The 23971-nt window shown below is 45.1% G+C and carries 31 protein-coding genes, 2 tRNA genes and 2 pseudogenes; 23 read left to right on the top strand and 12 right to left on the bottom strand.

Going from position 1 to position 23971, the window contains the following annotated elements:
- The 8 genes from xisR to kilR all read right to left on the bottom strand — a co-directional run bounded on the left by xisR (nucleotide 1) and on the right by kilR (nucleotide 5043).
- Complete coding sequence (xisR, locus tag A7Z06_RS06175) at nucleotides 1-216, bottom strand: excisionase XisR (protein WP_000079604.1); 216 nt, start codon at nucleotides 214-216, stop codon at nucleotides 1-3.
- A gap of 99 nt (nucleotides 217-315) precedes the next feature.
- Nucleotides 316-504, bottom strand: coding sequence for a DUF1187 family protein (locus A7Z06_RS06170; RefSeq protein WP_001551036.1), 189 nt, complete (start codon nucleotides 502-504; stop codon nucleotides 316-318).
- A complete protein-coding gene (gene ralR / locus A7Z06_RS06165) occupies nucleotides 497-691 on the bottom strand; it encodes a type I toxin-antitoxin system endodeoxyribonuclease toxin RalR (RefSeq protein WP_001317028.1) in 195 nt (64 codons plus the stop codon). Before ralR ends, A7Z06_RS06170 begins: the two co-directional genes overlap by 8 nt.
- A gap of 56 nt (nucleotides 692-747) precedes the next feature.
- Nucleotides 748-1557: a recombination protein RecT gene (recT, locus tag A7Z06_RS06160; protein ID WP_077526798.1), complete on the bottom strand. Its 810-nt coding sequence runs from the start codon at nucleotides 1555-1557 to the stop codon at nucleotides 748-750.
- Nucleotides 1550-4201, bottom strand: coding sequence for an exodeoxyribonuclease VIII (recE, locus tag A7Z06_RS06155; RefSeq protein WP_087601734.1), 2652 nt, complete (start codon nucleotides 4199-4201; stop codon nucleotides 1550-1552). The genes recT and recE overlap by 8 nt, the downstream gene beginning before the upstream one ends.
- Before the next feature lie 101 nt (nucleotides 4202-4302).
- Nucleotides 4303-4578 (bottom strand): hypothetical protein, encoded by a 276-nt coding sequence (locus A7Z06_RS06150; protein WP_001314664.1) that lies wholly within the window; start codon nucleotides 4576-4578, stop codon nucleotides 4303-4305.
- 73 nt (nucleotides 4579-4651) lie between these two features.
- Nucleotides 4652-4822 carry a YdaE family protein gene (locus A7Z06_RS06145; protein ID WP_001551041.1) on the bottom strand — a complete coding sequence of 57 codons (171 nt, stop codon included), beginning with the start codon at nucleotides 4820-4822 and terminating at the stop codon, nucleotides 4652-4654.
- On the bottom strand, nucleotides 4822-5043 hold the full coding sequence (kilR, locus tag A7Z06_RS06140; protein WP_000560221.1) for a killing protein KilR: 222 nt from the start codon (nucleotides 5041-5043) through the stop codon (nucleotides 4822-4824). The genes A7Z06_RS06145 and kilR overlap by 1 nt, the downstream gene beginning before the upstream one ends.
- Nucleotides 5044-5484: 441 nt before the next feature.
- Here kilR and A7Z06_RS06130 point away from each other — a divergent pair, with 441 nt between their 5' ends.
- Nucleotides 5485-5973 carry a superinfection exclusion B family protein gene (locus tag A7Z06_RS06130; protein WP_001312793.1) on the top strand — a complete coding sequence of 163 codons (489 nt, stop codon included), beginning with the start codon at nucleotides 5485-5487 and terminating at the stop codon, nucleotides 5971-5973.
- On the opposite strand, the gene A7Z06_RS06125 is transcribed toward A7Z06_RS06130, so the two are convergent.
- The 3 genes from A7Z06_RS06125 to racR form a co-directional block, all read right to left on the bottom strand.
- The gene (locus A7Z06_RS06125; RefSeq protein ID WP_001169151.1) at nucleotides 5970-6125 is read right to left on the bottom strand and encodes a YdaF family protein; all 156 of its coding nucleotides are present in this window, start codon (nucleotides 6123-6125) and stop codon (nucleotides 5970-5972) included. The two genes, A7Z06_RS06130 and A7Z06_RS06125, sit on opposite strands and share 4 nt — an antisense overlap.
- A 10-nt stretch (nucleotides 6126-6135) precedes the next feature.
- Nucleotides 6136-6315 carry a hypothetical protein gene (locus tag A7Z06_RS06120; protein WP_001326317.1) on the bottom strand — a complete coding sequence of 60 codons (180 nt, stop codon included), beginning with the start codon at nucleotides 6313-6315 and terminating at the stop codon, nucleotides 6136-6138.
- 263 nt (nucleotides 6316-6578) lie between these two features.
- Nucleotides 6579-7055: a DNA-binding transcriptional repressor RacR gene (gene racR / locus A7Z06_RS06115; RefSeq protein WP_001551043.1), complete on the bottom strand. Its 477-nt coding sequence runs from the start codon at nucleotides 7053-7055 to the stop codon at nucleotides 6579-6581.
- 123 nt (nucleotides 7056-7178) lie between these two features.
- Between racR and ydaS the strand changes: the two genes are divergently transcribed.
- The 14 genes and pseudogenes from ydaS to A7Z06_RS06045 all read left to right on the top strand — a co-directional run bounded on the left by ydaS (nucleotide 7179) and on the right by A7Z06_RS06045 (nucleotide 16615).
- Complete coding sequence (gene ydaS, locus A7Z06_RS06110; RefSeq protein ID WP_001551044.1) at nucleotides 7179-7475, top strand: toxin YdaS; 297 nt, start codon at nucleotides 7179-7181, stop codon at nucleotides 7473-7475.
- 22 nt (nucleotides 7476-7497) lie between these two features.
- The gene (locus A7Z06_RS06105; protein ID WP_001551045.1) at nucleotides 7498-7920 is read left to right on the top strand and encodes a toxin YdaT family protein; all 423 of its coding nucleotides are present in this window, start codon (nucleotides 7498-7500) and stop codon (nucleotides 7918-7920) included.
- 12 nt (nucleotides 7921-7932) lie between these two features.
- Complete coding sequence (locus A7Z06_RS06100; protein WP_077526804.1) at nucleotides 7933-8790, top strand: YdaU family protein; 858 nt, start codon at nucleotides 7933-7935, stop codon at nucleotides 8788-8790.
- A 6-nt stretch (nucleotides 8791-8796) separates the two neighbouring features.
- The gene (locus tag A7Z06_RS06095) at nucleotides 8797-9543 is read left to right on the top strand and encodes an ATP-binding protein (protein ID WP_077526806.1); all 747 of its coding nucleotides are present in this window, start codon (nucleotides 8797-8799) and stop codon (nucleotides 9541-9543) included.
- Nucleotides 9544-9565: 22 nt separating this feature from the next.
- The gene (locus tag A7Z06_RS06090) at nucleotides 9566-10315 is read left to right on the top strand and encodes a DUF1627 domain-containing protein (RefSeq protein WP_021565077.1); all 750 of its coding nucleotides are present in this window, start codon (nucleotides 9566-9568) and stop codon (nucleotides 10313-10315) included.
- 253 nt (nucleotides 10316-10568) lie between these two features.
- Entirely contained in the window at nucleotides 10569-12638 is a 2070-nt protein-coding gene (locus tag A7Z06_RS06085; RefSeq protein ID WP_032182078.1) for a P-loop ATPase, Sll1717 family, read from the top strand.
- A gap of 117 nt (nucleotides 12639-12755) precedes the next feature.
- Nucleotides 12756-12863: pseudogene (locus A7Z06_RS06080) on the top strand (Hok/Gef family protein); the annotation flags it as partial.
- Between the two features lie 463 nt (nucleotides 12864-13326).
- Complete coding sequence (locus tag A7Z06_RS06075) at nucleotides 13327-13926, top strand: DUF1367 family protein (protein WP_000940314.1); 600 nt, start codon at nucleotides 13327-13329, stop codon at nucleotides 13924-13926.
- On the top strand, nucleotides 13926-14216 hold the full coding sequence (locus A7Z06_RS06070; protein ID WP_000228023.1) for a DUF1364 domain-containing protein: 291 nt from the start codon (nucleotides 13926-13928) through the stop codon (nucleotides 14214-14216). The genes A7Z06_RS06075 and A7Z06_RS06070 overlap by 1 nt, the downstream gene beginning before the upstream one ends.
- Nucleotides 14213-14755 (top strand): DUF1133 family protein, encoded by a 543-nt coding sequence (locus A7Z06_RS06065; protein ID WP_000640107.1) that lies wholly within the window; start codon nucleotides 14213-14215, stop codon nucleotides 14753-14755. Before A7Z06_RS06070 ends, A7Z06_RS06065 begins: the two co-directional genes overlap by 4 nt.
- 365 nt (nucleotides 14756-15120) lie before the next feature.
- Nucleotides 15121-15196 (top strand) — tRNA-Thr (locus tag A7Z06_RS06060).
- Nucleotides 15197-15199: 3 nt separating this feature from the next.
- A tRNA-Gly gene (locus tag A7Z06_RS06055) sits at nucleotides 15200-15274 on the top strand.
- A gap of 776 nt (nucleotides 15275-16050) precedes the next feature.
- Nucleotides 16051-16266, top strand: coding sequence for a phage lysis protein EssD (gene essD / locus A7Z06_RS06050; protein ID WP_000839599.1), 216 nt, complete (start codon nucleotides 16051-16053; stop codon nucleotides 16264-16266).
- A 4-nt stretch (nucleotides 16267-16270) separates the two neighbouring features.
- Nucleotides 16271-16615: a YdfR family protein gene (locus A7Z06_RS06045; protein WP_000193293.1), complete on the top strand. Its 345-nt coding sequence runs from the start codon at nucleotides 16271-16273 to the stop codon at nucleotides 16613-16615.
- Here A7Z06_RS06045 and A7Z06_RS06040 read toward each other — a convergent pair.
- Nucleotides 16581-16853 (bottom strand): hypothetical protein, encoded by a 273-nt coding sequence (locus A7Z06_RS06040; RefSeq protein ID WP_000370546.1) that lies wholly within the window; start codon nucleotides 16851-16853, stop codon nucleotides 16581-16583. The genes A7Z06_RS06045 and A7Z06_RS06040 overlap by 35 nt on opposite strands.
- A 105-nt stretch (nucleotides 16854-16958) precedes the next feature.
- On the opposite strand from A7Z06_RS06040, the gene A7Z06_RS06035 reads away from it, so the two are divergent.
- From A7Z06_RS06035 to A7Z06_RS05990, 8 genes and pseudogenes are all read left to right on the top strand, one after another.
- On the top strand, nucleotides 16959-17492 hold the full coding sequence (locus A7Z06_RS06035; protein WP_000992105.1) for a lysozyme: 534 nt from the start codon (nucleotides 16959-16961) through the stop codon (nucleotides 17490-17492).
- Nucleotides 17489-17953: a lysis protein gene (locus A7Z06_RS22400; protein ID WP_000091919.1), complete on the top strand. Its 465-nt coding sequence runs from the start codon at nucleotides 17489-17491 to the stop codon at nucleotides 17951-17953. The genes A7Z06_RS06035 and A7Z06_RS22400 overlap by 4 nt, the downstream gene beginning before the upstream one ends.
- Before the next feature lie 137 nt (nucleotides 17954-18090).
- Nucleotides 18091-19548, top strand: coding sequence for a Trk system potassium transporter TrkG (gene trkG / locus A7Z06_RS06020; RefSeq protein WP_024165216.1), 1458 nt, complete (start codon nucleotides 18091-18093; stop codon nucleotides 19546-19548).
- Between the two features lie 137 nt (nucleotides 19549-19685).
- Nucleotides 19686-19943: pseudogene (locus A7Z06_RS22395) on the top strand (ParB/Srx family N-terminal domain-containing protein); the annotation flags it as partial.
- A gap of 526 nt (nucleotides 19944-20469) precedes the next feature.
- The gene (locus tag A7Z06_RS06005) at nucleotides 20470-21402 is read left to right on the top strand and encodes a GREB1-related protein (RefSeq protein WP_001204028.1); all 933 of its coding nucleotides are present in this window, start codon (nucleotides 20470-20472) and stop codon (nucleotides 21400-21402) included.
- Nucleotides 21380-21589 carry a hypothetical protein gene (locus A7Z06_RS06000; RefSeq protein WP_000126788.1) on the top strand — a complete coding sequence of 70 codons (210 nt, stop codon included), beginning with the start codon at nucleotides 21380-21382 and terminating at the stop codon, nucleotides 21587-21589. The genes A7Z06_RS06005 and A7Z06_RS06000 overlap by 23 nt, the downstream gene beginning before the upstream one ends.
- 3 nt (nucleotides 21590-21592) lie before the next feature.
- Nucleotides 21593-22687 carry a terminase small subunit gene (locus A7Z06_RS05995; protein WP_000089451.1) on the top strand — a complete coding sequence of 365 codons (1095 nt, stop codon included), beginning with the start codon at nucleotides 21593-21595 and terminating at the stop codon, nucleotides 22685-22687.
- A complete protein-coding gene (locus A7Z06_RS05990; RefSeq protein WP_000625350.1) occupies nucleotides 22668-23969 on the top strand; it encodes a terminase large subunit domain-containing protein in 1302 nt (433 codons plus the stop codon). The genes A7Z06_RS05995 and A7Z06_RS05990 overlap by 20 nt, the downstream gene beginning before the upstream one ends.
- Nucleotides 23970-23971: the final 2 nt, after the last annotated feature.

Genomic DNA, 23971 nt, shown 5'->3' with positions numbered 1-23971 from the left:
TCATGAGTCTTTGATAAACTGATTTATCTTTGGATAGTTGTACCAGATAATCCCTCGCTTACTGTCTGGCTTCCCTAAAGGAGATACTCGTTTGAAGTGGAAGCCTTCCACCCAACAGTTCTGGCGGTATGCTTCAATTTGTCTGGCCCCCAGACCAGTGCGAAGCATCAGGCCGTATTCAACCATCCACTCTTCATTAAAGATTACTTGTGCCATCGCATCACCTCTGGCAGGCGCCAATGTTAGACTGAAATTGACGCCCGATGTTGATTATTAATAATCAGCTATGAAGTTTTAATTTGAATACAATGCAATTCACGAGGACTGAAGTCTCTCGCAATTAAAATTTATCAGTTTTACTTTCTGCTCTCTGGAAACGGCTGCTTCTTTTTTACCTGAGAGCATTTTTTCGCATTCTGATTTCGTTAGTTTAGATTTTGAATATCTTGTCCAGTTAGTAGGAGTGCCACCTTCCTTTTCAATAGTGGCGGTAATTTTATACATGAACACCTCCATTATTATTTCCAGTGGTTCGTTTATTCCATCTTTCGAGTGCTTCTTTTTCACTTCCACCATAACCGGTTCGGGATTCGCATCCGTTACACTTCGCTCGGTAATATCCTGAAATGGCTTTCACCGTCACTGATGGACAACCACAAAATGGACATGGTTTAACATTGTCATATCTCATAATTTTTCTCATAAAAAATATTTCAAGTTGGCGGTGCATTACACCGCCAGACTGAATTATTCCTCTGAATTATCGATTACACTGTATTCCCCGGTTAATACAGAGGAATCTACAGGATCGATTGTCAGTGGTTCCTTTTCATCCATTGATACTGCACGCTGGATCTCAATTGATACGGGCAGATATTTGAACAGGCGACGAATAGCTGTTTTCTTTGCCATTTCTTCCCAGTGAGTTACCCACGGCCCGTTATTACCAGCTTTACTCTGGCTGCGCACCAGCTCAATCTGTCTGCGCGTCATAACTTCAAACTGAGTACCTCCGTCTTTCAGTCTTGCGACAGCATAGACGTGGGTAACCGGGGCATCTTCGTTTTCTCCTGGGCGGTGTATTAACTTTTCATCAAGGCCAAATTCGAAATTAAATTCGTCACCTTCACGGACAACACGGGCTGACAGGCTGGCGATTTGACCTGAACGGCGAGCCAGATCAATCATGCCGCGATAGCCAATGATTAGCTGAACGTTTTTTTTACCGCTCTTTTCGTTTTTATTACCAAAAGGCAGTAAATATGCATGACCGAGGGCGCTACCTGGCTCAAGTCCGAGCTGTGAACACTGTACGATTGCACTGACAAAACTCATAGTGTCACAGTTTCCTAACGCCGGAACTTTACGAATTTCTGTGGTGGCGATACGGATCATACGTTCAGCCGTCATATGGCGTGGAAGAGCTGCTGCCAGTTGCTCTTTCATTGATGGCTGGTTAATAAAACTAATCACGTCGTTATTTTTAATTGCTGCTGGTGCACGGTTTCCTTGAGTTTTTTGCAGATCGGCTTTTGCGATTGGTGGTTGCTTAGTCATTTGCATATTCCTTAGCCCAGCGGGGCAGTGATAACGTCTTAATAGCTGGCCATTCATCGGTATTGAGGCAGTCAGCCAGGGTTCGCAGATTGCGGTGATATTCCAGCTGACCTGCTAGTTTTGCTTCTTCGCCCATCATGAAAATTTCAACCGGATAACGTCCGCATTCAATAGTTGTGCTGGCAACCAGAAAAACGAAAGTTGGCTGCACTCCAAACTGTGCTTCATAACCGTCACTGTAGAATGCATCCTGAACGTGATAGCGGTAGTCGTAATAAGCGGTTTTGAATCGTTGAATATCCGCCGTAGTTTTCACGTCCATGATCCAGTGAAATTCAGGGATAATTTTGTCCGGACGGCACCGACACAAAATTCCTGTTTCAGGATCTTCCCAGTAAATTGATGATTCAGCGTGTCCGGCGCTTTCAACAAGCCATTGCCCCAGCGGCAAAGCCATAACGCTTTGATACATCAGTTCAATTTTCCGGCCTTCTTCCGCAGTGATAACCATTTTTCCTGTGCTTGCGCATTCCATCAGAAACGCTTTCTCTTCTTCTTTTCCGGCGTTTGTACGGCGGTTAAATTCAGGTGCTACGATAAAGCGGTTACTGAATTCTTCCGGTTCAAGTACCCGGCAGTGGAAAGCGGTTCCTAAATCGAGCGTTTTTGTCTTTGTGGTGTCCACGGGGGCATTTTTACGCCACAAATACAGTGCCGGAGTATCAGCAATGTCATCGAGCTGAGACTTACTGACACCGGGACCTGCGTGGTAATTCTCATTCGAAATTCCGTAATAAATACCTGGCTCTATGTCTTCTACGATTACGGGATCTGCGACTTCGCCAGTTTCATCACTGCAATCGCGATGCGGATCGCTGCCAGCATTCTCATTGTGCGGATGTTCAGCGCCTTCCATTTCCTCCGGATCATTTTCCTTAGCTTCAACCTGATTCTCTTCATCGAATGTTTCCTGGTTTGTTGCGTCGCCCATCACCGCACCACAGTCAGGGCAGTTATCCCCGCCAGTCTGGCCGCAGGCATTGCAGGCTATTTCCGGTTCCTGTTGCACTACTGGCTCAGGTTGTTTCATATCCGGGCTGGTTTTTTCCGTTTCTGGCTGGTTCTGGTACACAGAATCGCGAGTCTGGATCCCCTTAACCCATTTCGGATCGTTCGGGTCGCTAATTCCGTCAACAAATTCACCACGTGATGCAGCAAGCAATTTATCGGCATCGACAGGATTTTTTGATGGAATGTTTTTCCGGGCTTCATGGAGTTCTGCCCGCAGTTCCTGATATTTCGCATCAACAGAATTTACCTGTGACTGAGCATCCAGCGGCTGCGTGTCCTGATGATGTTTAGTTGCGTCCGGTTCCATTGTTTCAGCCTCTCCCTGTTCATCTGCCGTTGTTCCAGATGGTTGCAGTTTTTCTTCATCATCCTGTTTTCCTTCTTCTGTTACTCGCTGCGGCATCGGGGCAGAGGAGCGACCGCAGGCAATATCCACGATTTCCGGATCAGGGTTGGCATGATCGGTTTCAGTCAGTACTTTGTTCAGATATGCAGTGACGTGAGCGGGGATGACCTCGATCCCAATTGGTGCTTCTTTCACGGACGCAACCACGATGGCGCGGGAATAATCCAGCCCGCCAGGCATGGTGATGAATTTGTCGCGGAAAACAGAAAAGGGCGGTTTATTTTCAGCGATAATTTCCTCAATGCGTTTAGCGTGTGCCGGATGAAGGTTATAGATGTCCACGTCCATTGAACGGGCCAGTACGCCAGTGGCTATATCGCGCGCCAGTGACGTCAGATCGTGGACGAAACCTTCGCCGCGATCTGTGAGGTTCCCGCCGCCAGCATTAGCACCGGAAGCCGTGCGAGTGATGCGTGAAACACGATTCCCTTTTCGCCATTCTTTTGTCAGAAGACCGCGATCAATGTGTTCGGTATCCAGCCAGGCTGAAATGAAATTCTTAAATTCATAGGGCTGATGTTTTTTAGTGATAGAGAAAACTGCCTTAATTGCATCAGTCAGGTGGAGCAGGGCGGCATTATCCAGAGTTGTCGGTTCTGCCATGCCGCGTATGGCCAACAGCAGATTCTGGACATAGCTGTTTTCCTGATCCATCTCAAGAGCAGTAATGTGTTCGCGTTGTTCTCGGGTGGCATGATGCAGGTATTTCCGATCCCCGGCCGCATACGTAAAAATGTGCAGAAGACGCTGTGTGAACCGCAAAGTGGCTACAGAGACTTCGCAATCCTGGCAATCCTCGTGGGCGTCTGCCTGCGCGTTTTCTTCCTGGCCTCCCGCCAGTTCGTTGGTTTCTTGAGCATTATCCTGGTGGTGAACGTCGTCTGGCGCTGCTCCCGGTTTTAGTTCCCATGTCATGGAGTCTTTGCTGAGTTGATAGCGTTCACTCCAGGTAAAATCGATCTCACCTTCAGGGGGAAGGTCATTAACGACAGGAAAATTTGTGGCAACAGCTTTAAAATAGTTGCTCAGTTTTTTACCTGACTTAACGATCAGGTAGTCCAGAGTGGCACAGGTCGATTCAAAATCGTCGCTTGCCCACAGGACGACGTCAGGTTCACCGGATGATTTTTTCGCTTTCCGTAACAGGAAGAGTGGTTTTGTGCTCATTGTTTTTTAACCTCAACTCAGATTAAAATTCGTTTTGTTCAGTGAATGATCTTGCCGGATACACACTGTTCATAGCCTGCGCCATACGCAGGCTATTTCTTTCAGATTTCACCTTTTAATTTCATTGCAATTAGAGTTGCCAGAAATTCGGCTTTTTTTTCTGCGGGCAGATTCTTTCCGGTATGCACCAGGCACATTTTTTTGACACCTTCGTGAAGTGTTTTAACGTTGCCTGATGGACCGTCGATATCAACCACAGTGAATGGGGTTTCTTTATTTTCTGTTTTAATCACGTAGCCAATACGCTTTCCTTCCAGATTAACCTCGTGAACAATGTCATCAGTAGTTACAACAGTGGCCTCATAACTGGTAATCATGTTTTCTCCTTAATTAAGGTTGAGCGAGTCCCTGCCATTGCTGGCATAAATTCAGTTTCGCATAGTCAGTTAATTAAAGTTCGTGTGCCATCTGGTCTTTTTCGGCACAACTTTCACTACAATATTTTTTCATTTCCGTCGTTTGGATAACTCCACGCATGAAATGAAGTGGTCTTTTAATACTTTTGCTTTCTTCAATTTCTTTATTGCAAAGGTGGTAAGCACATTTTATTTTCTTAGTCATCACCATGACTCCGCCTTTACAGGTAAACCATTACGACCGAGGAAGACTTTAATCATGCAGTCAGTAATGCATGTTTTTGTGGTCAGGTTACGAATATAAAGTTTTCGCTTTTTAATATTGTTTGCCGAGGCAATATATGTCCGGCCTTCATGAAGAACATAGTCACCAGGAGTCACACACTGACGTGGTATTTCATCAGTTCCGAAGTGATGTGCAATCATAATTATCTCCATTTTTACAAATGAACTTTGTTGATGCGGTGCCTGGTGCCTCCAGGTGACTGCAACCAGTTAACAATTACAGTCGGCTTTCCCACCCAAACCAATAAGGACTAACATGACTTTTAACTGTGCCACGTGCGCTTAGCCGCATTCACCGCATCACAAAATTCACTTTAAAAAGGGCGGACATCAGCCGAACTTCAAGAAAAAAACTGATGCCGCCAGGACTACACACAGCAATGTCGTTATTTACAACCGGAGGCGCACTCCCACCATTTAAATTTAACAGACAAGACCGACTCTTTATGGATATCGGAAATGCGCCTTCGTGTTGTGCCCGGTTTTATTTCACCACCTCCGGGCTTCGGTGGTCTCGGCTATACCCCTACAGCGAGAGCTTGTGTTAACATTTCAATACCCTTACAGTTGAGAGTTATTGATATGTTGGATGTATTTACTCCATTGTTGAAACTTTTTGCTAACGAGCCACTCGAAAGACTTATGTATACGATTATCATTTTTGGTCTCACTCTCTGGCTGATACCGAAAGAGTTTACTGTCGCATTCAATGCTTATACTGAAATACCTTGGCTCTTTCAGATTATCGTTTTTGCCTTTTCTTTCGTGGTCGCCATTTCCTTCTCAAGATTGCGAGCACATATTCAAAAGCATTATTCATTACTACCAGAGCAACGAGTATTGCTTCGTTTATCTGAGAAAGAAATCGCTGTATTTAAAGATTTCCTTAAAACAGGAAATCTTATTATCACTTCTCCTTGCCGTAACCCGGTTATGAAAAAATTAGAACGGAAGGGCATCATTCAACATCAGAGTGATAGCGCAAACTGTTCTTATTATCTCGTCACCGAAAAATACTCCCATTTTATGAAGTTATTCTGGAACAGCAGGAGTAGACGTTTTAATCGTTAGCTTACTGTGTGCTTCTCCAACCATCGGCGCGCACCAGTTTCGGTTTTAAATGTTTTGCTTTTGGTATACGTCATGGCAGTGAACGTTCCATCCTGGTTGGGGAACACGCCGCACACCAGGGATTCGTTGTTGCCGAGGTCGATTTTTTGCATTTTGCGAATCTCACATCTTGTTGCTACGTATAGCGACTTCTGCCTGCCAGAGATCCCAGTCGTTGCTGCGTAAAGCCTGCACAGCCTGGTTGTAAGTGATACCGCAACAATCCATCAAATACTGAACTACTTCGTAATGCACCATCTTATCTATCCCCTTAACGCCGGGTGGCGGAACTAACTGCTGCACTGCAAAATTTGAATCCCGCCGTCATGTTCATACGCCTCGGGCTGGCTACTTAACCCCTGACCACTGCCTGGTAACTCGAAGTATTGCCCGGCGTTCTGTGGGGCGGGTTGGGTGGTATGCTGGAACTATAGGTAATGCCTAATTGATTGTCAATAGGCTATGCCTAATGTTTTAAGCGTAACCTAATAGGTGATGGCGACTGGAGAAAGTGATGGGGGGGTTAAATAACGGAATCCAGGAGTTTTCCGTCAGACCATATAAGTTTAAGTTCCAGTTTTTGTGATGTTCTGGCTTTTCCGTTCAGATTCTAGAGCTTTCAGATACTTACCCACTTTCATTTCCATCGCTGCTATGTAGGCGCGAACATCGTGGTCAACCCAATCTGGTTCTGTAGCATTTCCAGATAACAGGAAAGCTACAATCGCTCTTATTTCATCAGAGGCTGCTTGATAAAGGTTGTTTATATCTAAAAGTTCACTTTTTGTATCTGGATTGGTGGGGGTTGGTATGGGGTATTCGTTAAGCCCCCAATGCTCTGGACCAACAACATCAGCAAAGAAACGCCATAATTCTGGAAGTTTATCTTTACTTATGGAGCCTTTCTTAATCCAGTCATAGATTGATGGTGGTTGGACTTTGAAGTGGCGTGCGACCTCCGCCTTTGATTTGACGGATCCCGATGCGATTTTTTTGTTAATGGCCTGCTCTATCGCTCGGCCTAAGTCTTTACCACTAAGCATTGCTTAATATTCTCCTATGCTCATTGCATTAGGCAATCCCTACTCTCATTGTATTAGGCATAGCCTATTGACATTTGTATTAGGCGTCGCCTAATATCTCTGTGTGTTTTTGGAGTTCATTCGATGAAAAAAGAGAACTATTCATTCAAGCAAGCTTGTGCTGTTGTCGGTGGGCAAACAGCAATGGCTAGGCTTTTAGGTGTATCACCTCCAAGCGTAAATCAATGGATCAAAGGGGTACGTCAATTGCCTGCCGAGAGATGTCCAGCAATTGAACGTGCAACAAGAGGTGAGGTGCTGTGCGAAGAACTTCGTCCTGATATTGACTGGTCATATTTACGACGTTCGGCATGTTGTTCGCAGAATATGTCAGTGAAGCAACTAAATGACAGTAACAAATCCTCATTTGATCATACCTGAAACATCAAGAGGCAAATGATTCATGAAAATCAAGCATGAGCACATCGAATCGGTGTTGTTTGCCCTGGCAGCCGAAAAAGGGCAGGCATGGGTAGCCAATGCAATTACTGAAGAATATCTGCGCCAGGGGGGCGGCGAATTGCCCCTGGTTCCAGGCAAGGACTGGAACAATCAGCAGAATATCTATCACCGTTGGTTGAAAGGTGAAACGAATGCGCAAAGGGAAAAAATTCAGAAGCTGATCCCAGCAATTCTGGCAATCCTTCCGCGCGAGCTGCGTCACCGACTCTGCATCTTCGATACCCTGGAACGCCGTGCATTACTGGCGGCGCAGGAAGCGTTAAGTACGGCAATTGATGCGCATGATGATGCAGTCCAAGCCGTTTACCGGAAAGCGCATTTCAGCGGCGGCGGGTCTTCCGACGATTCTGTCATTGTTCATTAAGCAAAAGTTTTCATGCTGTTTGTGCTTATTCTAAGCCACCGGGCAGCATCATACGGGGCAATTATGGCCGCATTACCATACATGCAACTGTACATAGCTGATTACCTGGCTGACACCATGCATTTGTCAGCAGAGGAGCATGGTGCGTATTTGTTGCTGATGTTCAATTACTGGCAAACAGGAAAGCCAATACCTAAAAACAGGCTGGCAAAAATTGCCCGTCTGACTAACGAGCGATGGGCTGATGTTGAACCATCCTTGCAGGAGTTTTTTTGCGATAACGGCGAGGAATGGGTGCATCTTCGGATTGAGGAAGATCTGGCATCAGTCAGGGAAAAATTAACCAAAAAATCAGCCGCAGGAAAAGCATCTGTTCAGGCCAGAAGAAGCAGAAAGGAAGCAGATGTTCAAACAAAACAAGAGAGAAATTTAACAGGTGTTCAAACAGATGTTGAAGTGGTGTTTGAACATGATGTCAACACAAAGGCAACTAATAAAGATACAGATAAAGATCTAAAAACAGATCCCCCCCTAAATCCCCCCCGGGGGAATCTAGGTGTCAAAAAGTTTGACCCTCTGGATATTGCTTTGCCGAACTGGATTTCTGTCTCGCTTTGGCGTGAGTGGGTTGAATTTCGCCAGGCATTGCGAAAACCGATTCGAACGGAGCAGGGCGCTAACGGGGCGATACGGGAGCTGGAAAAATTCCGCCAGCAGGGTTTTTCACCTGAGCAGGTGATTAGACACAGCATCGCCAATGAATACCAGGGCTTGTTCGCGCCGAAAGGTGTTCGACCTGAGACGTTACTCCGACAGGTTAACACCGTCTCGTTACCGGATAGTGCGATCCCGCCAGGCTTCAGGGGGTAACTGTCCATGAAAAATATTGCGACAGGCGACGTTCTTGAACGTATCCGCAGACTGGCCCCGTCACATGTAACCGCGCCATTCAAGACGGTAGCGGAGTGGCGCGAGTGGCAACTTTCCGAAGGCCAGAAACGTTGTGAGGAGATCAACCGTCAGAATCGTCAGTTGCGGGTGGAAAAAATTCTGAATCGCTCTGGCATCCAGCCATTGCACCGCAAATGCTCGTTTTCGAATTACCAGGTGCAGAACGAAGCGCAGCGATACGCGTTGAGTCAGGCGAAATCCATCGCTGATGAACTGATGACCGGGTGTACAAATTTTGCGTTCAGCGGAAAACCTGGTACCGGGAAGAACCACTTAGCGGCAGCTATCGGGAATCGCCTGCTGAAAGACGGTCAGACAGTGATTGTGGTTACCGTGGCTGATGTTATGAGTGCCCTGCACGCCAGCTATGACGATGGGCAGTCAGGCGAAAAATTTTTGCGGGAACTGTGCGAAGTGGATCTGCTGGTTCTTGATGAAATTGGCATTCAGCGCGAGACGAAAAACGAGCAGGTGGTGCTGCACCAGATTGTTGATCGCCGGACAGCGTCGATGCGTAGCGTGGGGATGCTGACAAACCTGAACTATGAGGCCATGAAAACATTGCTCGGCGAGCGGATTATGGATCGCATGACCATGAACGGCGGGCGATGGGTGAATTTTAACTGGGAGAGCTGGCGTCCGAATGTTGGTCAGCTAGGAATTGAGAAGTAATTTTTACCGGGAGGAAATTTTTATGGAGACTGTTTTTGACGCACTGAAAGCAATGGGAAAAGCCACATCCATAGAACTTGCTGCGCGACTTGATATCAGTCGTGAAGCAGTGCTGAACGAACTATGGGAACTGAAAAAAGCTGGTTTCGTTGATAAAAGCGCGTACACCTGGCGTGTGGCTGATAACAACGTTCAGCAGGAACAGCCAATGCAGGCAGAACTGCCGGAAGAAACCACCACGGCAACTGTAGTGAAAATCTCAGAGTGCGATTTAACCGCGACGATTGAACAACGCGGACCACAAACGGCGGATGAACTGGCTACGCTGTTCGGTACAACATCCCGCAAAGTTGCTTCAACGCTGGCAATGGCAATCAGCAAAGGACGCCTGATTCGCGTAAACCAGAACGGTAAATTTCGTTACTGCATACCGGGCGATAATTTACCAGCAGAGCCGAAAGCTGCATCGGTAACGGAAACTGATTTTAAAGCCTTTCCTCAGCCAGCAGGTGTTGCGTTACCGGTACAGAAAGATGCAACACAGGAAGATATTAAAACAGAAACTGTAGCGGACATTGTGCAGTCGCTGCCATCGTTTACTGCAACGCGAGAAGATGATTTGATTTTGCCATCGCTGCATATGGCAAACCGCGAACTGCGTAGGGCGAAGAATCATGTCCAGAAGTGGGAGCGAGTCTGCGCCGCGCTGCGGGAGCTGAACAAGCACTGGGATATTGTCCATAAAGTTATTGCAGCAGGTATGGAGAAATAAATACTCCTGATTATATGAGTCATCCTGCTGCAGTTGTGACCAATATGATCGGTTGTGCAGAGTTCTTCAGATAGGGGTAATGAAAACTGCGGTGATTTGTATTCGCTGCAGTTAATATAAACTCGTCGAATTTTTTCATGAAATGTGATCTTAGTCATATTTATATCACGTCTATTTATCAGGTTCTGATGAAATCATCAGGTGTTAAGATACTATTTGTGCTGTCACCTCAATGGGTTAAAAAGGAATCTGGATGAAAGGTAATATTCTTGGGGATATCCGAGCTGAACATGACGAAAAGATGTTGGAAGCTTCATTTTGGCAAACAACTGATTATAAAGCTCTTCTCGAATCCTACGATCGATGCATCATTGTTGGCCGCAGAGGAACAGGAAAAAGTGCTCTGGTGCATATGCTTTCCAAACATTGGCATGCTAAGCCAAAAACCTATGTGATGACTATTAGTCCGGTTGAAGAACAAATTATTGGATTAAGGGATGTTATTTCTTTATTTGGTGAAAATTACTTACATATAAAAGCCGGTAGCAAGTTAGCATGGCGATATGCTATTTATATGGAGCTGCTTTCTGAGATCGCAAGTCATTACAAGATGAAAAACGATCTTGACTACAAAAGTGTAGAGTCGCATTTATTATCTTGGGGACCGAAGAGACAAAATATAAGTAGCAAAATAAGAAAAAAATTGAACGCTATTCTCGATGATAACAAAAATATAAAACCAGCTACAAGAATAGCCGAACTATCCGATAAATTTGAACTTGACTTATTGGAAGAGGTGATAGAAGAAGCAATTTCGAAGTCAAATAATCAATTTGTTATTTTTGCTGATAGGCTTGATGAAGGCTATACACCGGATAATCTTGGTGTTGCAATAGTTGATGGTTTCATTCAGGCTGTGATTGATATAAAACAAAATATGAATGAAAAGGTTATTGCCTTTGCATTTGTTAGAGATAATATTCATCGAGCCATATCAAAAATGGACCCTGATTTTACTCGAAATATTGAAGGGCAAGTACTGAGATTACATTGGGATGAATATAACTTGTTTAATCTTGTATGCAATAGAATGAGGGTCGCTTTTAACTCAACCATTGAGAACAACACGAGGGTGTGGAATGCTTACACCGCAAATGAATTACAGTCTAATACCGGTTTTAAAGAAACATTGAAACTGACTCTATATAGGCCAAGAGATATTTTGGTTTTGTTAAATAATGCATTCTTGCGAGCAAACACACATGATCGTAATCGTATTGTCATTGATGACATTCAAGCAACAGCGAATACTATTTCACAAAATAGACTCAATGATTTGTTAAAAGAATATGAGAATGTATTTCCTGCATTAGATATATTTACATCGCAATTTGCTAATAGCAAACCTTACTACAGTGTTTCTGAAGCGTCATCTAAGATACAATATGCCCTTGATCTCAATGGCGTTATTGACAAGATGAAAATGCAGGATTTACTTCTTTTTGAAGGGCCAATCCAGGTGATTCAACGACTTTACAGTGTTGGATTTATTGGGTTGTATAACCAGCAGTCATCTTCATATGTATTTTGCCATGACGGTAAGGAACCTGAAAAAGAATTTACACCAGATTCAAAATTGCTATTGCATCCATGCTACTGGCTAGCATTAAGTGTTCATGAATCAGAGATGACTCCCGATGCTGCTGATGATATTCATGATGAATATGATATTGAGGTCAGCTCTGTTTCCGAAGAGCAGAGGAAACAACGAATCGGTTCGTTGCTCCAAGAACTACATAATATACCTGAAGGACCTGAAGGTGCTGTCGATTTTGAAGCATGGGCGCTCAAAACTATAAAGTTACTATTTGCTACGAATTTAACAAACATTGAGTTGCATCCCAATAAAAATGGGTTGCAGCAAAGAGATATTATAGCGACAAATATAGCTGACACTCCAGTTTGGAAGAGAATTCTGACAGATTATCAGACACGGCAAGTTGTTTTTGAAGTGAAAAACTATAAAACATTAGGTGCTGCAGAATATAGACAGGTAAATTCCTATTTGTTTAAAGACTATGGGCGGATAGCTTTTATCATAAATAGAGATCACACAGAGAATTTAGAAAAACATAAAGAGCTTACGTGGGTAAAAGAAATTTATGATAATCATAATAAATTAGTTGTGAAGTTACCCTCTAAGTTCCTTGAAAGGCATCTGTCAAAAATGAGAAGCCCGCAAAAACATGACGAAGTTAATAAACAATTAGGTAAACTGCTCGATCAGTACATAAGGGTCTATTTAAATAATAAATGTAAGTAATTCAATCTTTACCGAAAGATCATGTATCTTTCGGTATTTTTAAGTGAGAGTAATCAAAATCGTAATGAGAGCTATATAATAATCTGTATAGATTAATTTACGAACGATTCAACATTTACCGTTATTATGACGGTGCAGGTTGCAAGGAAAGACCTCTGCGAGGTACGAATCCGAACCGACCAGACGGAGGTCGCTGTCTTCAAAGCTTACGAACTTGGGGAGTAAGAGGACCAGCGGGGAGAAATCCCCGCAACCTCTGATGTATTATGCATCCTCAACGCAGCCACAGTTAACCTGATTGGCGGGTTTACTTCATCTGTAAATATTTTTATAAAAATAATGCCCACGCACAGCATAAAACAAAAAGTATTACAGATAAAAAAGGAACGTAATGTGCAGATTTGTTGTTTTCCATATTTACTCACCTTAATATGATTAACCCTGATAGGGTTGTTATTTCAGCGGTTTTCAAATGAGATATTATGGTGATCTGACAAATTTGCATAACATTAAAATTTAATTTGTTTAACCACTTTTAATAATAAGCGTTGTTTGTATCCCAGCAATCTGTTGTTTGGTTTTTATTCCATTAAGGTGGGGGCTTTACACTGGAACCAGTTTATTTATACTTTATACGTCAGCCTGAACAACTGGCATCTGCTGCACTGCGCCATCGAGAGATTGAGAAATGGCGCATATACAACTGGTCAAACAAACTTCTTCTGGTTTACTTCTCCCGGCGACGCCGGAGAGTTGCGATTTTCTGCATCAAATCAAAATAGGTGAGTGGATACACGCAGACTTTAAGCGTGTGCGTAACTACGCATTCCACAAGCGTTTTTTCAAACTCCTGCAACTGGGATTCGATTACTGGACTCCGGTCGGTGGGGCGATCACGCCTCGCGAACGAGAACTGCTGTCTGGTTTCGTTGATTACCTGTGCGAATCAGTTGGTCGGGAACACACGCCAGCCCTGAGTGATGCCGCAGAGCAATATCTGAATACAGTTGCGACACGCAGAACTCGGGATACGGCATTGCTAAAGTCGTTTGAGGCTTTTCGCGAGTGGGTAACCATTCAGGCTGGATTTTACACCGAACATTTTTATCCGGACGGTAGCCATGGGCGTCGGGCGAAATCCATCGCTTTTGCGAATATGGACGAAACCGAGTTTCAGCAGGTTTATAAATCTGTTCTGAATGTGCTGTGGAACTGGATTCTGTTCCGTAAATTTTCCTCTCCGGAACAAGTCGAAAATGTGGCCGCGCAGCTGCTGGAGTTTGCGTAATGGTGGATTTACGTAAAGCGGCGCGGGGGCAGATGTGCACCGTCAGAATTCCTGGCTACTGCAATCACGATCCGGAAACGTCTGTGCTGGCGCATTACCGACTGGCGGGAACGTGCGGAATAGCGACAAAACCACACGATATGCAGGCGGCGATTGCCTGTAGCTCATGCCACGATCTAATCGACGGGCGGGTAAAAACCAGCGATTACACCAAAGAAGAATTACGCCTGATGCATGCAGAAGGTGTTTTTCGCACACAAGAAATCTGGAGAAAGGAGGGATATTTGTGATTTACCCAACGAATACAGGAAAAAGCGGAGAACACCTTCGTCTCGCCACGCTGGAAAGTGTCTGGATTCAGGGCAAACTGCGTATGTGGGGGCGCTGGTCGTATATTGGCGGTGGCAGGTCAGGAAATATGTTCAATCAGTTGTTGGCATCCAAAAAATTGACGAAAACAGCCATCAATGAAGCCCTGCGCAGAATGAAAAAAGCGGGAATAGAGAAAGCTGAGCTGGAAGCGTTTTTGAGAGAGATGATCAACGGCAAGCAAAAGAGCTGGCTGGCGCATTGTACTGATGCAGAGGCGTTATGTATTGATCGGGTCATAAGTGAGGTGCTGGCAGAGCATCCAGGATTGATTAGCGTCCTTCGGCAACGGTATGAGGGGCGGGGGATGACCAAACGCAAAATGGCTGAATTGCTAAATGATGCACACCCAGAGTGGTGTTTTAGCACATGCGAAAAGCGAATTGCTAATTGGTTGGCCGTTGCTGAGTATGCGCTATACATTCCCATGCGAGAATCATTCGCTCAAAAAACGGCTTGATTTTTTACGCGTAAACTGCTTCAATTTTGCTACGCTTCGCAAAGCTGTATCGCGAGGCGAATCAAGCGCAATTAAACTTTAATAGAACCCGCCATCAAGCGGGTTTTGTTGTTATTATGGTGTGATATAAGAAACGACATTTAATATTGCCTTCAAAATAAATTTGTTTATATATTGTCGCGTATATTTTAAGTGAAGGTGAAATGTTCACATAAAATAAAAATACATAAATAAATTTACATAGCTTGACGCAAAGTGTTGTTGCGATTGGAATATTAAATCGTATCATCGAAAACGGTTCTGAGGGGGAACTCTTCTTTGCTCGGTGATATCGCTCGGTGATATCGCTCCCCTGAAGAACCAATGCCGACTTAGCTCAGTAGGTAGAGCAACTGACTTGTAATCAGTAGGTCACCAGTTCGATTCCGGTAGTCGGCACCATATGCGGGTATCGTATAATGGCTATTACCTCAGCCTTCCAAGCTGATGATGCGGGTTCGATTCCCGCTACCCGCTCCAGCATTTAAAACAAGCCTTATTGTATTACGGCACTGGCGTATTTTTTTATTACGTGGGAGCAGGTTGTTTTGAAAAAGCATTCTGTTCTCTGGCTATGATTTGAGGCCGGGTGTAGCCTCAGTGCTAATTTTTTACGGCAGCAGAATGGTGCATTATCGGTGGAGATTTTGTATTTCCTGGCAGGGTCGGTGATGCATCATTTTGGTGTTGTAAAAGCACCACAGAGGCGCTCCTCAGTGCGAGGGTGGTTTAAAGAGTCGGTTTAGCGGGAAACCACAGTATCCATGCAGCACGGAATACTTCGGGAGGCACCCGACGCCTCGGTTTAATAACAATTAAAAAATTCATCCCTTGCATTGACCAACCGCCATATCTGGCGGTTTTTTTTATTCCTTTCTCAGGACAAAAAAAGACACGAGCATACAGGAATACTCGTGGGACAACGTCCTTTAGATAGCAATTTGCGAGAGGGTGAAAAGTAGCGCGGTCGTCGGATTAAGACCGCGGGACAAAGTCCATGAAGAATAATAAGTATTGGCCCCTTCTGGGGACATGTTCATACTACTAAGCTTCAGAAGTGGTTTAAATCATCAAATTAACCTTAATTTTCGATAAGTCTTATTTCATTTCTTTGCGCCACACCTGGCGCGCATCAAATAACGCCACGCAAAGGGCATCTGCGGATGCCGGTGCTTTTGACGGGGTGTTTTTTACGGGCCGCTGGTGGCCATTTTTTGTTTCCATTACACAGCGCCCGCATCTGCGAGGTGGGGGTTATGAAATCCATGGATAAGTTAACAACAGGTGTCGCCTATGGCACCTCCGCAGGCAGTGCTGGCTACTGGTTTTTACAGTTGCTCGATAGAGTCACGCCCTCACAGTGGGCAGCAATAGGTGTGCTGGGTAGTCTGGTGTTTGGCCTGTTGACGTATCTGACAAATCTTTATTTCAAGATTAAAGAAGATAAGCGTAAGGCTGCACGGGGAGAGTAATTCAATGACTCAAAACTATGAACTGATTGTGAAAGGGATCCGCAATTTTGAGAATAAAGTTACGGTAACTTTAGCGTTACGGGACAAAAAACGCTTTGACGGTGAAATTTTAGACCTGGACATCTCGCTGGACCGTGTTGAAGGTGCCGCGCTGGAGTTTTATGAGGCAGCAGCCAGAAGGAGCATCAGACAGGTCTTCCTGGATGTTGCTGCAGGGTTATGTGAAGGGGATGAGCAGTCACCGGAAAAGCGCCCCATAATTTTAGAGGCGCAGGGTGTGTGGATAACCTACAAAGGAAAACTGCCGGGAAGAATTACTGGTTCACTGAAGACTCCGCCGAAATGGTAATTTCACCAGCATATTTTTCTTCCAGTAATACCGCCAGCCACTTGAAAGAATTTTGTTGTTGCTGGGACCATTTGGGGTTGAGTGATTCAAGCTGGAGCGATGCCAGTGTTGGTTGCATTTGTTCCTTGGGAATTGAGAATGCCAGATATGAAAATGCGACAGTAAGGGCATTTACATCATCCCGAAGCTTGGAAATGCAGTCGAGCAACTCCTGTAGAGAAATGGTGCTATTGTCCATAAACAATCCTCTCTATTGTATTTAACTATTCCTTGCCTGATTCAACAGGCCGGGACAGATAAACATATCCAGGGTTCAGAAACCGATAAATCCTGATAAATATCCATGAACGCAAAAATCAGATACGGCCTGTCGGCTGCCGTTCTGGCACTGATTGCCGTCGGTGCGCCTGCGCCTGATATTCTCGACCAGTTTCTGGATGAAAAAGAAGGTAACCACACAACGGCATACCGCGATGGTTCCGGTATATGGACCATCTGTCGTGGTGCCACAATGGTGGATGGTAAGCCCGTCATACCGGGAATGAGGCTGTCGAAGGAAAAATGCGACCAGGTTAACGCTATTGAACGTGATAAGGCGCTGGCATGGGTGGAGCGCAATATTAAAGTACCACTGACCGAACCACAGAAAGCGGGTATAGCGTCATTTTGTCCCTATAACATTGGCCCCGGTAAGTGTTTCCCGTCGACGTTTTATAAGCGGCTGAATGCCGGTGATCGTAAGGGTGCATGCGAGGCGATTCGCTGGTGGATAAAAGATGGTGGGCGCGATTGCCGCATACGTTCAAATAACTGCTATGGACAGGTTATTCGTCGTGACCAGGAAAGCGCATTAGCCTGTTGGGGGATAGATCAGTGAGCAGAGTCGCCGCGATTATTTATGCTCTGGTTATCTGCATCATCGTCTGCCTGTCATGGGCTGTTAATCATTACCGTGATAACGCCACCGCCTACAAAGAGCAGCGCGACAAAAATGCCAGAGAACTGAAGCTGGCGAACGCGGCAATTACTGACATGCAGATGCGTCAGCGTGATGTTGCTGCGCTCGATGCAAAATACACGAAGGAGTTAGCTGATGCGAAAGCTGAAAATGATGCTCTGCGTGATGATGTTGCCGCTGGTCGTCGTCGGTTGCACATCAAAGCAGTCTGTCAGTCAGTGCGTGAAGCCACCACCGCCTCCGGCGTGGATAATGCAGCCTCCCCCCGACTGGCAGACACCGCTGAACGGGATTATTTCACCCTCCGGGAACGACTGGTAATGATGCAGGCCCAACTTGAAGGTGCTCAGCAATACATAACCGAACAGTGTTTAAAGTAAAATCTTAACTACAATATGATTCATTTTGATGATTGTTTCATAAGGAACAGTGAAGTAAGATCTAAGAGGAGTTAAATTTTATACAGTATAATCATAATATTGCAGCAAGGTGGTTATAATTGAAAGAATATTTAGATATGAATACATCTCATGTAAGAGTTGTTACTCATATGTGTGGGTTCCTGGTTTGGCTCTATAGTCTTTCAATGTTGCCACCAATGGTTGTAGCATTGTTTTATAAAGAAAAAAGCCTATTCGTTTTCTTTATAACTTTCGTTATATTTTTTTGCATTGGTGGCGGAGCGTGGTATACAACTAAGAAATCTGGCATTCAATTACGTACCCGTGATGGGTTTATTATAATTGTAATGTTTTGGATTTTGTTTTCTGTTATTAGTGCATTCCCTTTATGGATTGACTCAGAACTTAATTTAACGTTCATTGATGCTCTGTTTGAAGGGGTTTCTGGAATAACAACAACAGGAGCAACTGTAATTGATGATGTTAGTTCATTACCTCGGGCATATTTGTACTATCGGTCACAGTTAAATTTTATAGGTGGTTTAGGAGTTATTGTTCTGGCGGTTGCTGTATTGCCATTATTGGGTATTGGTGGTGCAAAGCTTTATCAGTCAGAAATGCCGGGGCCATTTAAGGATGACAAACTCACTCCCCGCCTGGCCGATACGTCACGGACACTGTGGATAACTTATTCTTTATTAGGTATTGCTTGTATTGTCTGTTATAGACTTGCAGGAATGCCTTTGTTTGATGCTATTTGTCACGGGATTTCCACAGTTTCGCTTGGTGGTTTCTCAACTCATAGCGAGAGTATCGGATATTTTAATAACTATTTGGTTGAGCTGGTGGCTGGTTCTTTTTCCCTGCTATCGGCTTTCAACTTCACTCTTTGGTATATTGTTATTAGCAGGAAAACGATAAAACCTTTAATCAGAGATATTGAACTTCGTTTCTTTCTGTTAATAGCCTTAGGGGTGATCATTGTTACCTCTTTCCAGGTCTGGCATATAGGTATGTATGACTTGCATGGAAGTTTTATTCATTCGTTTTTTCTTGCCAGCTCCATGCTCACTGATAATGGTTTAGCTACGCAGGATTATGCAAGCTGGCCCACGCACACGATAGTGTTTTTGCTGTTGTCAAGTTTCTTTGGGGGATGTATAGGTTCAACTTGTGGTGGAATTAAGTCACTTCGATTTCTTATACTTTTCAAACAAAGCAAACACGAGATAAATCAGCTTTCTCATCCCAGAGCGTTGTTGAGTGTAAATGTAGGAGGGAAGATAGTTACAGATCGTGTAATGAGGTCTGTATGGAGTTTCTTTTTTCTTTATACTCTCTTCACGGTGTTTTTTATACTGGTGTTAAATGGTATGGGATATGATTTTCTTACATCATTTGCAACAGTGGCTGCATGTATTAATAATATGGGATTAGGTTTTGGGGCTACTGCATCGTCATTCGGAGTGCTTAATGACATTGCAAAATATTTAATGTGCATAGCTATGATTCTTGGTCGCCTTGAAATTTATCCTGTTATTATATTGTTTTCAGGTTTTTTTTGGCGCTCCTAATATATGGCTGATTTATAATTGTGAGTTTAATATTATGTTGACTCACTCATTGATCCAATACCTAACTTTACCAGCAACACCTCCGCCCCCAGTAGCACTGGCTGCTGGGGTGCGTTTTATTCATAAAGCAAGGATGTATGAGCGAGAAATTAAAGATAGTCTATCGCCCATTACAAGAATTGTCACCGTATGCGCACAACGCCAGGACGCACAGCCCTGAGCAGGTGGCACAACTGGTAGAAAGTATTAAGCAATTCGGCTGGACTAATCCGGTGCTGATTGACGAAAAGGGCGAAATTATTGCGGGTCACGGTCGTGTTATGGCGGCTGAAATGCTCAAAATGGATTCTGTTCCGGTCATTGTTCTGTCTGGCCTGACGGATGAGCAGAAAAAGGCGTACCGCCTGGCAGATAATCGCCTGCCGATGAATGCTGGCTGGGATGAAGATCTGTTGCGGATGGAGCTGTCGGACCTAATCAATGCTGATTTTGATGTCTCCCTGACAGGCTTCATCCCGACAGAAATTGATGAACTGTTGACGGATGTTTTGCCCGGTACAGGAAATGAGGAGGAGCCGTATACGACGAAAATTGATACGCCTGTTTATGAGCCGTCGGGCGGTAAACCGGATATCAGTGAACTGTACGACGATACGAAAACGCAGGAGCTGATCAGCCGGATACGTTTGGCTTCCCTTGAGCCTGATATTGAGAAATTCCTCCTGTGTGCGGCAGAACGTCACACGGTGTTTAATTTCAGCAGAATTGCGGACTATTACGCTCACGCCCCCGCTGAAATTCAGTGTTTTTTCGAGGAGTCGGCGCTGGTGATCATTGATTATCAGCAGGCTATTGAAAATGGATTTGTCCGGATGACGCAGCGCATGGTGGAGATCATGCATGGTGGTGAGGAGGAGGAATATGCGTGATGATTTTTGCGCCTTTATTCTGACTCACGGGCGACCGGACAAAGTTCTGACTTACCGGACGTTGCGTCGTGCTGGCTATACCGGGAAAATTTTTATCGTTGTTGATGATGAAGATAAGACACGGCATCAGTACATGGCTGAATTTGGTGAACAGGTGCTGGTGTTTTCCAAAGCCGATATCGCCAGTCGTTTTGACGAAGCCGATAATTTCTGTGACCGCCGCTCAATTTTTTACGCCCGTAATGCCTGTTTCGACTTGGCAAAACTGGTCGGGTGTAAATACTTCATTCAGCTCGATGATGATTATCACGAGTTCCAGTTTCGGGTGGATCGCAACTATGACCAGGCCTATTTTCCGATAAGGAAACTGGATGCGATCCTTTCTGAAATGCTGGCGTACTACGAATCAATACCTGCTCTTTCCATCGCTATGTCGCAGGGCGGGGATTTTCTTGGTGACAATGGCGGCCATGCTTCGTGGGTGAAACGCAAGGCAATGAACAGCTTTATCTGTTCGGTTGATCGACCGTTCTCATTCATGGGGCGCATTAACGAGGATGTGAATACGTACACGAATCTCGGTCGCTGTGGTGAATTGTTTATGACGATCGGTGCTGTCCAGTTAGGGCAGAAACAGACGCAGAAAAACAGCGGCGGAATGACCGAGCTGTATCTGGATTCCGGAACCTACGTTAAAAGTTTTTACTCCGTCATGTATGCGCCGTCGTGCGTAAAAATTTCACTGATGGGTGCCAGCCATAAACGCATTCACCATCAGGTCACCTGGAACAACGCTGCAGTAAAAATCCTTCACGAAAAATACAGGAAGAAGACACCCTGCATATCAATGGGGGTGACAAATGATTCCGTATTCGAAAGTCGAGTCTCTGGCAGCGTGCCGGATGACTGCACAACAAATCGCTGACGTTCTGGATGTTGATCTGAACCGACTGAAAGAAAATCGGGAAGCAATGACAGATTTTTATGCGGCCATCCGTAAGGGCAGAGCGAAAGGTGAAGCCGAGTTACGAGCGGCATTGTTTAAGCTTGCCAGAAAAGGGGATGCCTTTGCTCTGCGCGAACTACTCAGGGTGGATAAAAATCAGGACTAACTGATGAGCAGACCGGACTGGGGGGCGTTGCAGCAGGAGTATATTGCTGAATACACCCGCTCCGGTATATCTCCGGTGGCATGGTGTGAAGCAAGGGGACTGAATTACGCAACAGCCCGTCGTTACATCAAAAAAACTCCGAAAAATGCGCAGACAGAAATGCGCAAAACTGCGCAAAAAAGTGCGCAGAAAAAATCTACGCAGACTGCACAAAAGCGGAACGAAAAATCTCAGGAAAAAAAGCCAGTATTCGATGCGGGCCTGAATGAGGGCGACGCGGAGGAATTTTCGTTCTGTCCCGATGAATTCGGCATTTCTGACCAGCAGGCTAAGTTTGCGATGCTTGTTGCTCAGGGTAAAAAGCCGACAGAGGCGTACCGACTAGCCGGTTATGAGGGGCAAGGTGCGACAGCTAACAGCAACGCCAGTCGTATGCTTAGAAATGCCAGGGTTTTTCGCGCTATCAGCTACTTCCGCAATCAGTACCAGAAACGCTATACCGCAGACCTGGATTTACTAGTGAGTCAGTTGATGGCCATTGTCCTGGCCGACCCCAATCAGCTTGCACAATTTCGCCGTGTTAACTGCCGTTATTGCTGGGGCGAGAATCATCTCTACCAGTGGCGCGATATAGCAGAATTCGACAAGGCAGCGGCGCAGGCTTCCAGAGATGGCAAACCCGAACCGGAATATGGAGGCCTCGGCTTTGTTGATAACGCCATACCCAATCCGGACTGCCCGAAGTGCTGCGGTGAGGGAACGGGACAGCTTTATATGGCTGATACCACTCTGCTTGATGGGGATGCGCGGCAATTATATGCAGGGGCAAAATTCGGAAAATTCGGCGTTGAGATCCTGCTGGAGGATAAGGCTGCCGCCCGGCGTGAATTGTTGCGTTTGCTTTCTGCTGGCGGGGCTTTATGTGCAGATAAGCGGCTACAGGAACTGGAAATTGAACGGCGCAGAATGGAAAACCAGAAGCTGCGCAAAGAGATCGAAACGGTGGAAGATAATGAACATCCCCAGCCTGTGGCGATCAATATTAATGTGGTTGATGCCAGAGTAAGGAGTGATGAAGATGATCTCTCCGACGCTTAATGTGCCTCAGGCGCGATTTCTTTCAATGCCCCATAAATTTAAAGCCTATATTGCTGGTTTTGGCTCGGGCAAAACATGGGTTGGGTGTGGCGGCATATGCAAGGGGATTTGGGAGCATCCAGGTATAAATCAGGGATATTTTGCGCCAACGTATCCCCAAATTCGCGATATTTTTTACCCTACAGTGGAAGAAGTTGCTGCTGACTGGGGATTGAACGTAAAAATTAATGAGGGAAATAAAGAGGTTCACTTTTATTACGGACGCCAGTATCGGGGAACCACTATCTGCAGATCGATGGAGAAGCCACAAACGATCGTCGGTTTCAAAATTGGTAATGCGTTGGTGGATGAACTGGACATTTTGCCGAAGGAAAAAGCCAGAACGGCGTGGCGCAAGATAATTGCGCGTATGCGTTATAAGATTGATGGACTTCGCAACGGTATTGACGTTACAACCACGCCGGAAGGATTCAAATTTGTCTACGAGCAGTTTGTTAAAGCCGTGCGTGAAAAAACAGAGCTGGCCTCACTGTATGGTCTGGTGCAGGCATCTACTTTCGATAATGAAAAGAACCTGCCAGCAGATTACATTCCTTCGCTTCTTGAATCATACCCTCCAGAGCTGATTAAAGCCTATCTGCGAGGACAGTTTACTAACCTGACAAGTGGTACTGTTTACCATCAGTTTGACCGGAAACTGAATAATTGCGAAGAAGTGGAGCAGCCAGGGGAGCCGATTTATATTGGGATGGATTTTAACGTTGGAAAGATGGCGGGAATCGTCCATGTGCTGCGTTTGGGGCTTCCATGTGCGGTAACTGAAATCATCAATGCCTACGATACGCCGGATATGATCCGCATCATTAAAGAACGCTTCTGGCCGTATGACGGGCATGATTACCGGAAAGTGAGGGAGATTTATATTTATCCAGATGCTTCCGGAGATTCCAGAAAATCAAGTAACGCAAGTACGACGGATATAGCCCAGCTTAAGCAGGCAGGTTTTAACGTTGTGGTGAACAGCTCGAACCCGCCAGTAAAAGATCGCGTTAACTCAATGAATGCAATGTTCTGCAATGCCAATGGTGAGCGTCGCTATAAAGTTAATGTGAAGCGTTGTCCGGTATATGCCGAATCTCTGGAGCAACAGGTCTGGGATGATAAGGGGGAGCCTGATAAAAAATCTGGCAATGATCACCCGAATGATGCCGGAGGTTATTTCATCGTTAAGCAATTCCCTATTGTCAAACCGACCGGAAGAGTCACATCACTTCGGATTTAATT

The sequence above is a fragment of the Escherichia sp. MOD1-EC6819 genome (assembly GCF_002965765.1).
GTDB lineage: Bacteria > Pseudomonadota > Gammaproteobacteria > Enterobacterales > Enterobacteriaceae > Escherichia > Escherichia ruysiae.
The sequence above is the reverse complement of the archived record's forward strand: the minus strand, read 5'-3'. Positions and strand labels throughout refer to the sequence as shown.

What these genes read in the sequence shown, in the direction of transcription:
- A7Z06_RS05995 (WP_000089451.1), top strand. Translation starts at nt 21,593, where the DNA reads ATGAGCAGACCGGACTGGGGGGCGTTGCAGCAGGAGTATATTGCTGAA.
- ydaS (WP_001551044.1), top strand. Translation starts at nt 7,179, where the DNA reads ATGAAAAAAGAGAACTATTCATTCAAGCAAGCTTGTGCTGTTGTCGGT.
- A7Z06_RS06105 (WP_001551045.1), top strand. Translation starts at nt 7,498, where the DNA reads ATGAAAATCAAGCATGAGCACATCGAATCGGTGTTGTTTGCCCTGGCA.
- A7Z06_RS06000 (WP_000126788.1), top strand. Translation starts at nt 21,380, where the DNA reads ATGACTGCACAACAAATCGCTGACGTTCTGGATGTTGATCTGAACCGA.
- A7Z06_RS06040 (WP_000370546.1), bottom strand. Translation starts at nt 16,853, where the DNA reads ATGGACAATAGCACCATTTCTCTACAGGAGTTGCTCGACTGCATTTCC.
- A7Z06_RS06090 (WP_021565077.1), top strand. Translation starts at nt 9,566, where the DNA reads ATGGAGACTGTTTTTGACGCACTGAAAGCAATGGGAAAAGCCACATCC.
- A7Z06_RS06145 (WP_001551041.1), bottom strand. Translation starts at nt 4,822, where the DNA reads ATGACTAAGAAAATAAAATGTGCTTACCACCTTTGCAATAAAGAAATT.
- kilR (WP_000560221.1), bottom strand. Translation starts at nt 5,043, where the DNA reads ATGATTGCACATCACTTCGGAACTGATGAAATACCACGTCAGTGTGTG.
- essD (WP_000839599.1), top strand. Translation starts at nt 16,051, where the DNA reads ATGAAATCCATGGATAAGTTAACAACAGGTGTCGCCTATGGCACCTCC.
- ralR (WP_001317028.1), bottom strand. Translation starts at nt 691, where the DNA reads ATGAGATATGACAATGTTAAACCATGTCCATTTTGTGGTTGTCCATCA.
- A7Z06_RS06095 (WP_077526806.1), top strand. Translation starts at nt 8,797, where the DNA reads ATGAAAAATATTGCGACAGGCGACGTTCTTGAACGTATCCGCAGACTG.
- A7Z06_RS06070 (WP_000228023.1), top strand. Translation starts at nt 13,926, where the DNA reads ATGGTGGATTTACGTAAAGCGGCGCGGGGGCAGATGTGCACCGTCAGA.
- A7Z06_RS05990 (WP_000625350.1), top strand. Translation starts at nt 22,668, where the DNA reads ATGATCTCTCCGACGCTTAATGTGCCTCAGGCGCGATTTCTTTCAATG.
- A7Z06_RS06005 (WP_001204028.1), top strand. Translation starts at nt 20,470, where the DNA reads ATGCGTGATGATTTTTGCGCCTTTATTCTGACTCACGGGCGACCGGAC.
- A7Z06_RS06150 (WP_001314664.1), bottom strand. Translation starts at nt 4,578, where the DNA reads ATGATTACCAGTTATGAGGCCACTGTTGTAACTACTGATGACATTGTT.
- trkG (WP_024165216.1), top strand. Translation starts at nt 18,091, where the DNA reads ATGAATACATCTCATGTAAGAGTTGTTACTCATATGTGTGGGTTCCTG.
- recE (WP_087601734.1), bottom strand. Translation starts at nt 4,201, where the DNA reads ATGAGCACAAAACCACTCTTCCTGTTACGGAAAGCGAAAAAATCATCC.
- A7Z06_RS06100 (WP_077526804.1), top strand. Translation starts at nt 7,933, where the DNA reads ATGCTGTTTGTGCTTATTCTAAGCCACCGGGCAGCATCATACGGGGCA.
- A7Z06_RS06170 (WP_001551036.1), bottom strand. Translation starts at nt 504, where the DNA reads ATGTATAAAATTACCGCCACTATTGAAAAGGAAGGTGGCACTCCTACT.
- racR (WP_001551043.1), bottom strand. Translation starts at nt 7,055, where the DNA reads ATGCTTAGTGGTAAAGACTTAGGCCGAGCGATAGAGCAGGCCATTAAC.
- xisR (WP_000079604.1), bottom strand. Translation starts at nt 216, where the DNA reads ATGGCACAAGTAATCTTTAATGAAGAGTGGATGGTTGAATACGGCCTG.
- A7Z06_RS06085 (WP_032182078.1), top strand. Translation starts at nt 10,569, where the DNA reads ATGAAAGGTAATATTCTTGGGGATATCCGAGCTGAACATGACGAAAAG.
- A7Z06_RS06035 (WP_000992105.1), top strand. Translation starts at nt 16,959, where the DNA reads ATGAACGCAAAAATCAGATACGGCCTGTCGGCTGCCGTTCTGGCACTG.
- A7Z06_RS06075 (WP_000940314.1), top strand. Translation starts at nt 13,327, where the DNA reads ATGGCGCATATACAACTGGTCAAACAAACTTCTTCTGGTTTACTTCTC.
- A7Z06_RS06125 (WP_001169151.1), bottom strand. Translation starts at nt 6,125, where the DNA reads ATGCAAAAAATCGACCTCGGCAACAACGAATCCCTGGTGTGCGGCGTG.
- recT (WP_077526798.1), bottom strand. Translation starts at nt 1,557, where the DNA reads ATGACTAAGCAACCACCAATCGCAAAAGCCGATCTGCAAAAAACTCAA.
- A7Z06_RS06045 (WP_000193293.1), top strand. Translation starts at nt 16,271, where the DNA reads ATGACTCAAAACTATGAACTGATTGTGAAAGGGATCCGCAATTTTGAG.
- A7Z06_RS06130 (WP_001312793.1), top strand. Translation starts at nt 5,485, where the DNA reads ATGTTGGATGTATTTACTCCATTGTTGAAACTTTTTGCTAACGAGCCA.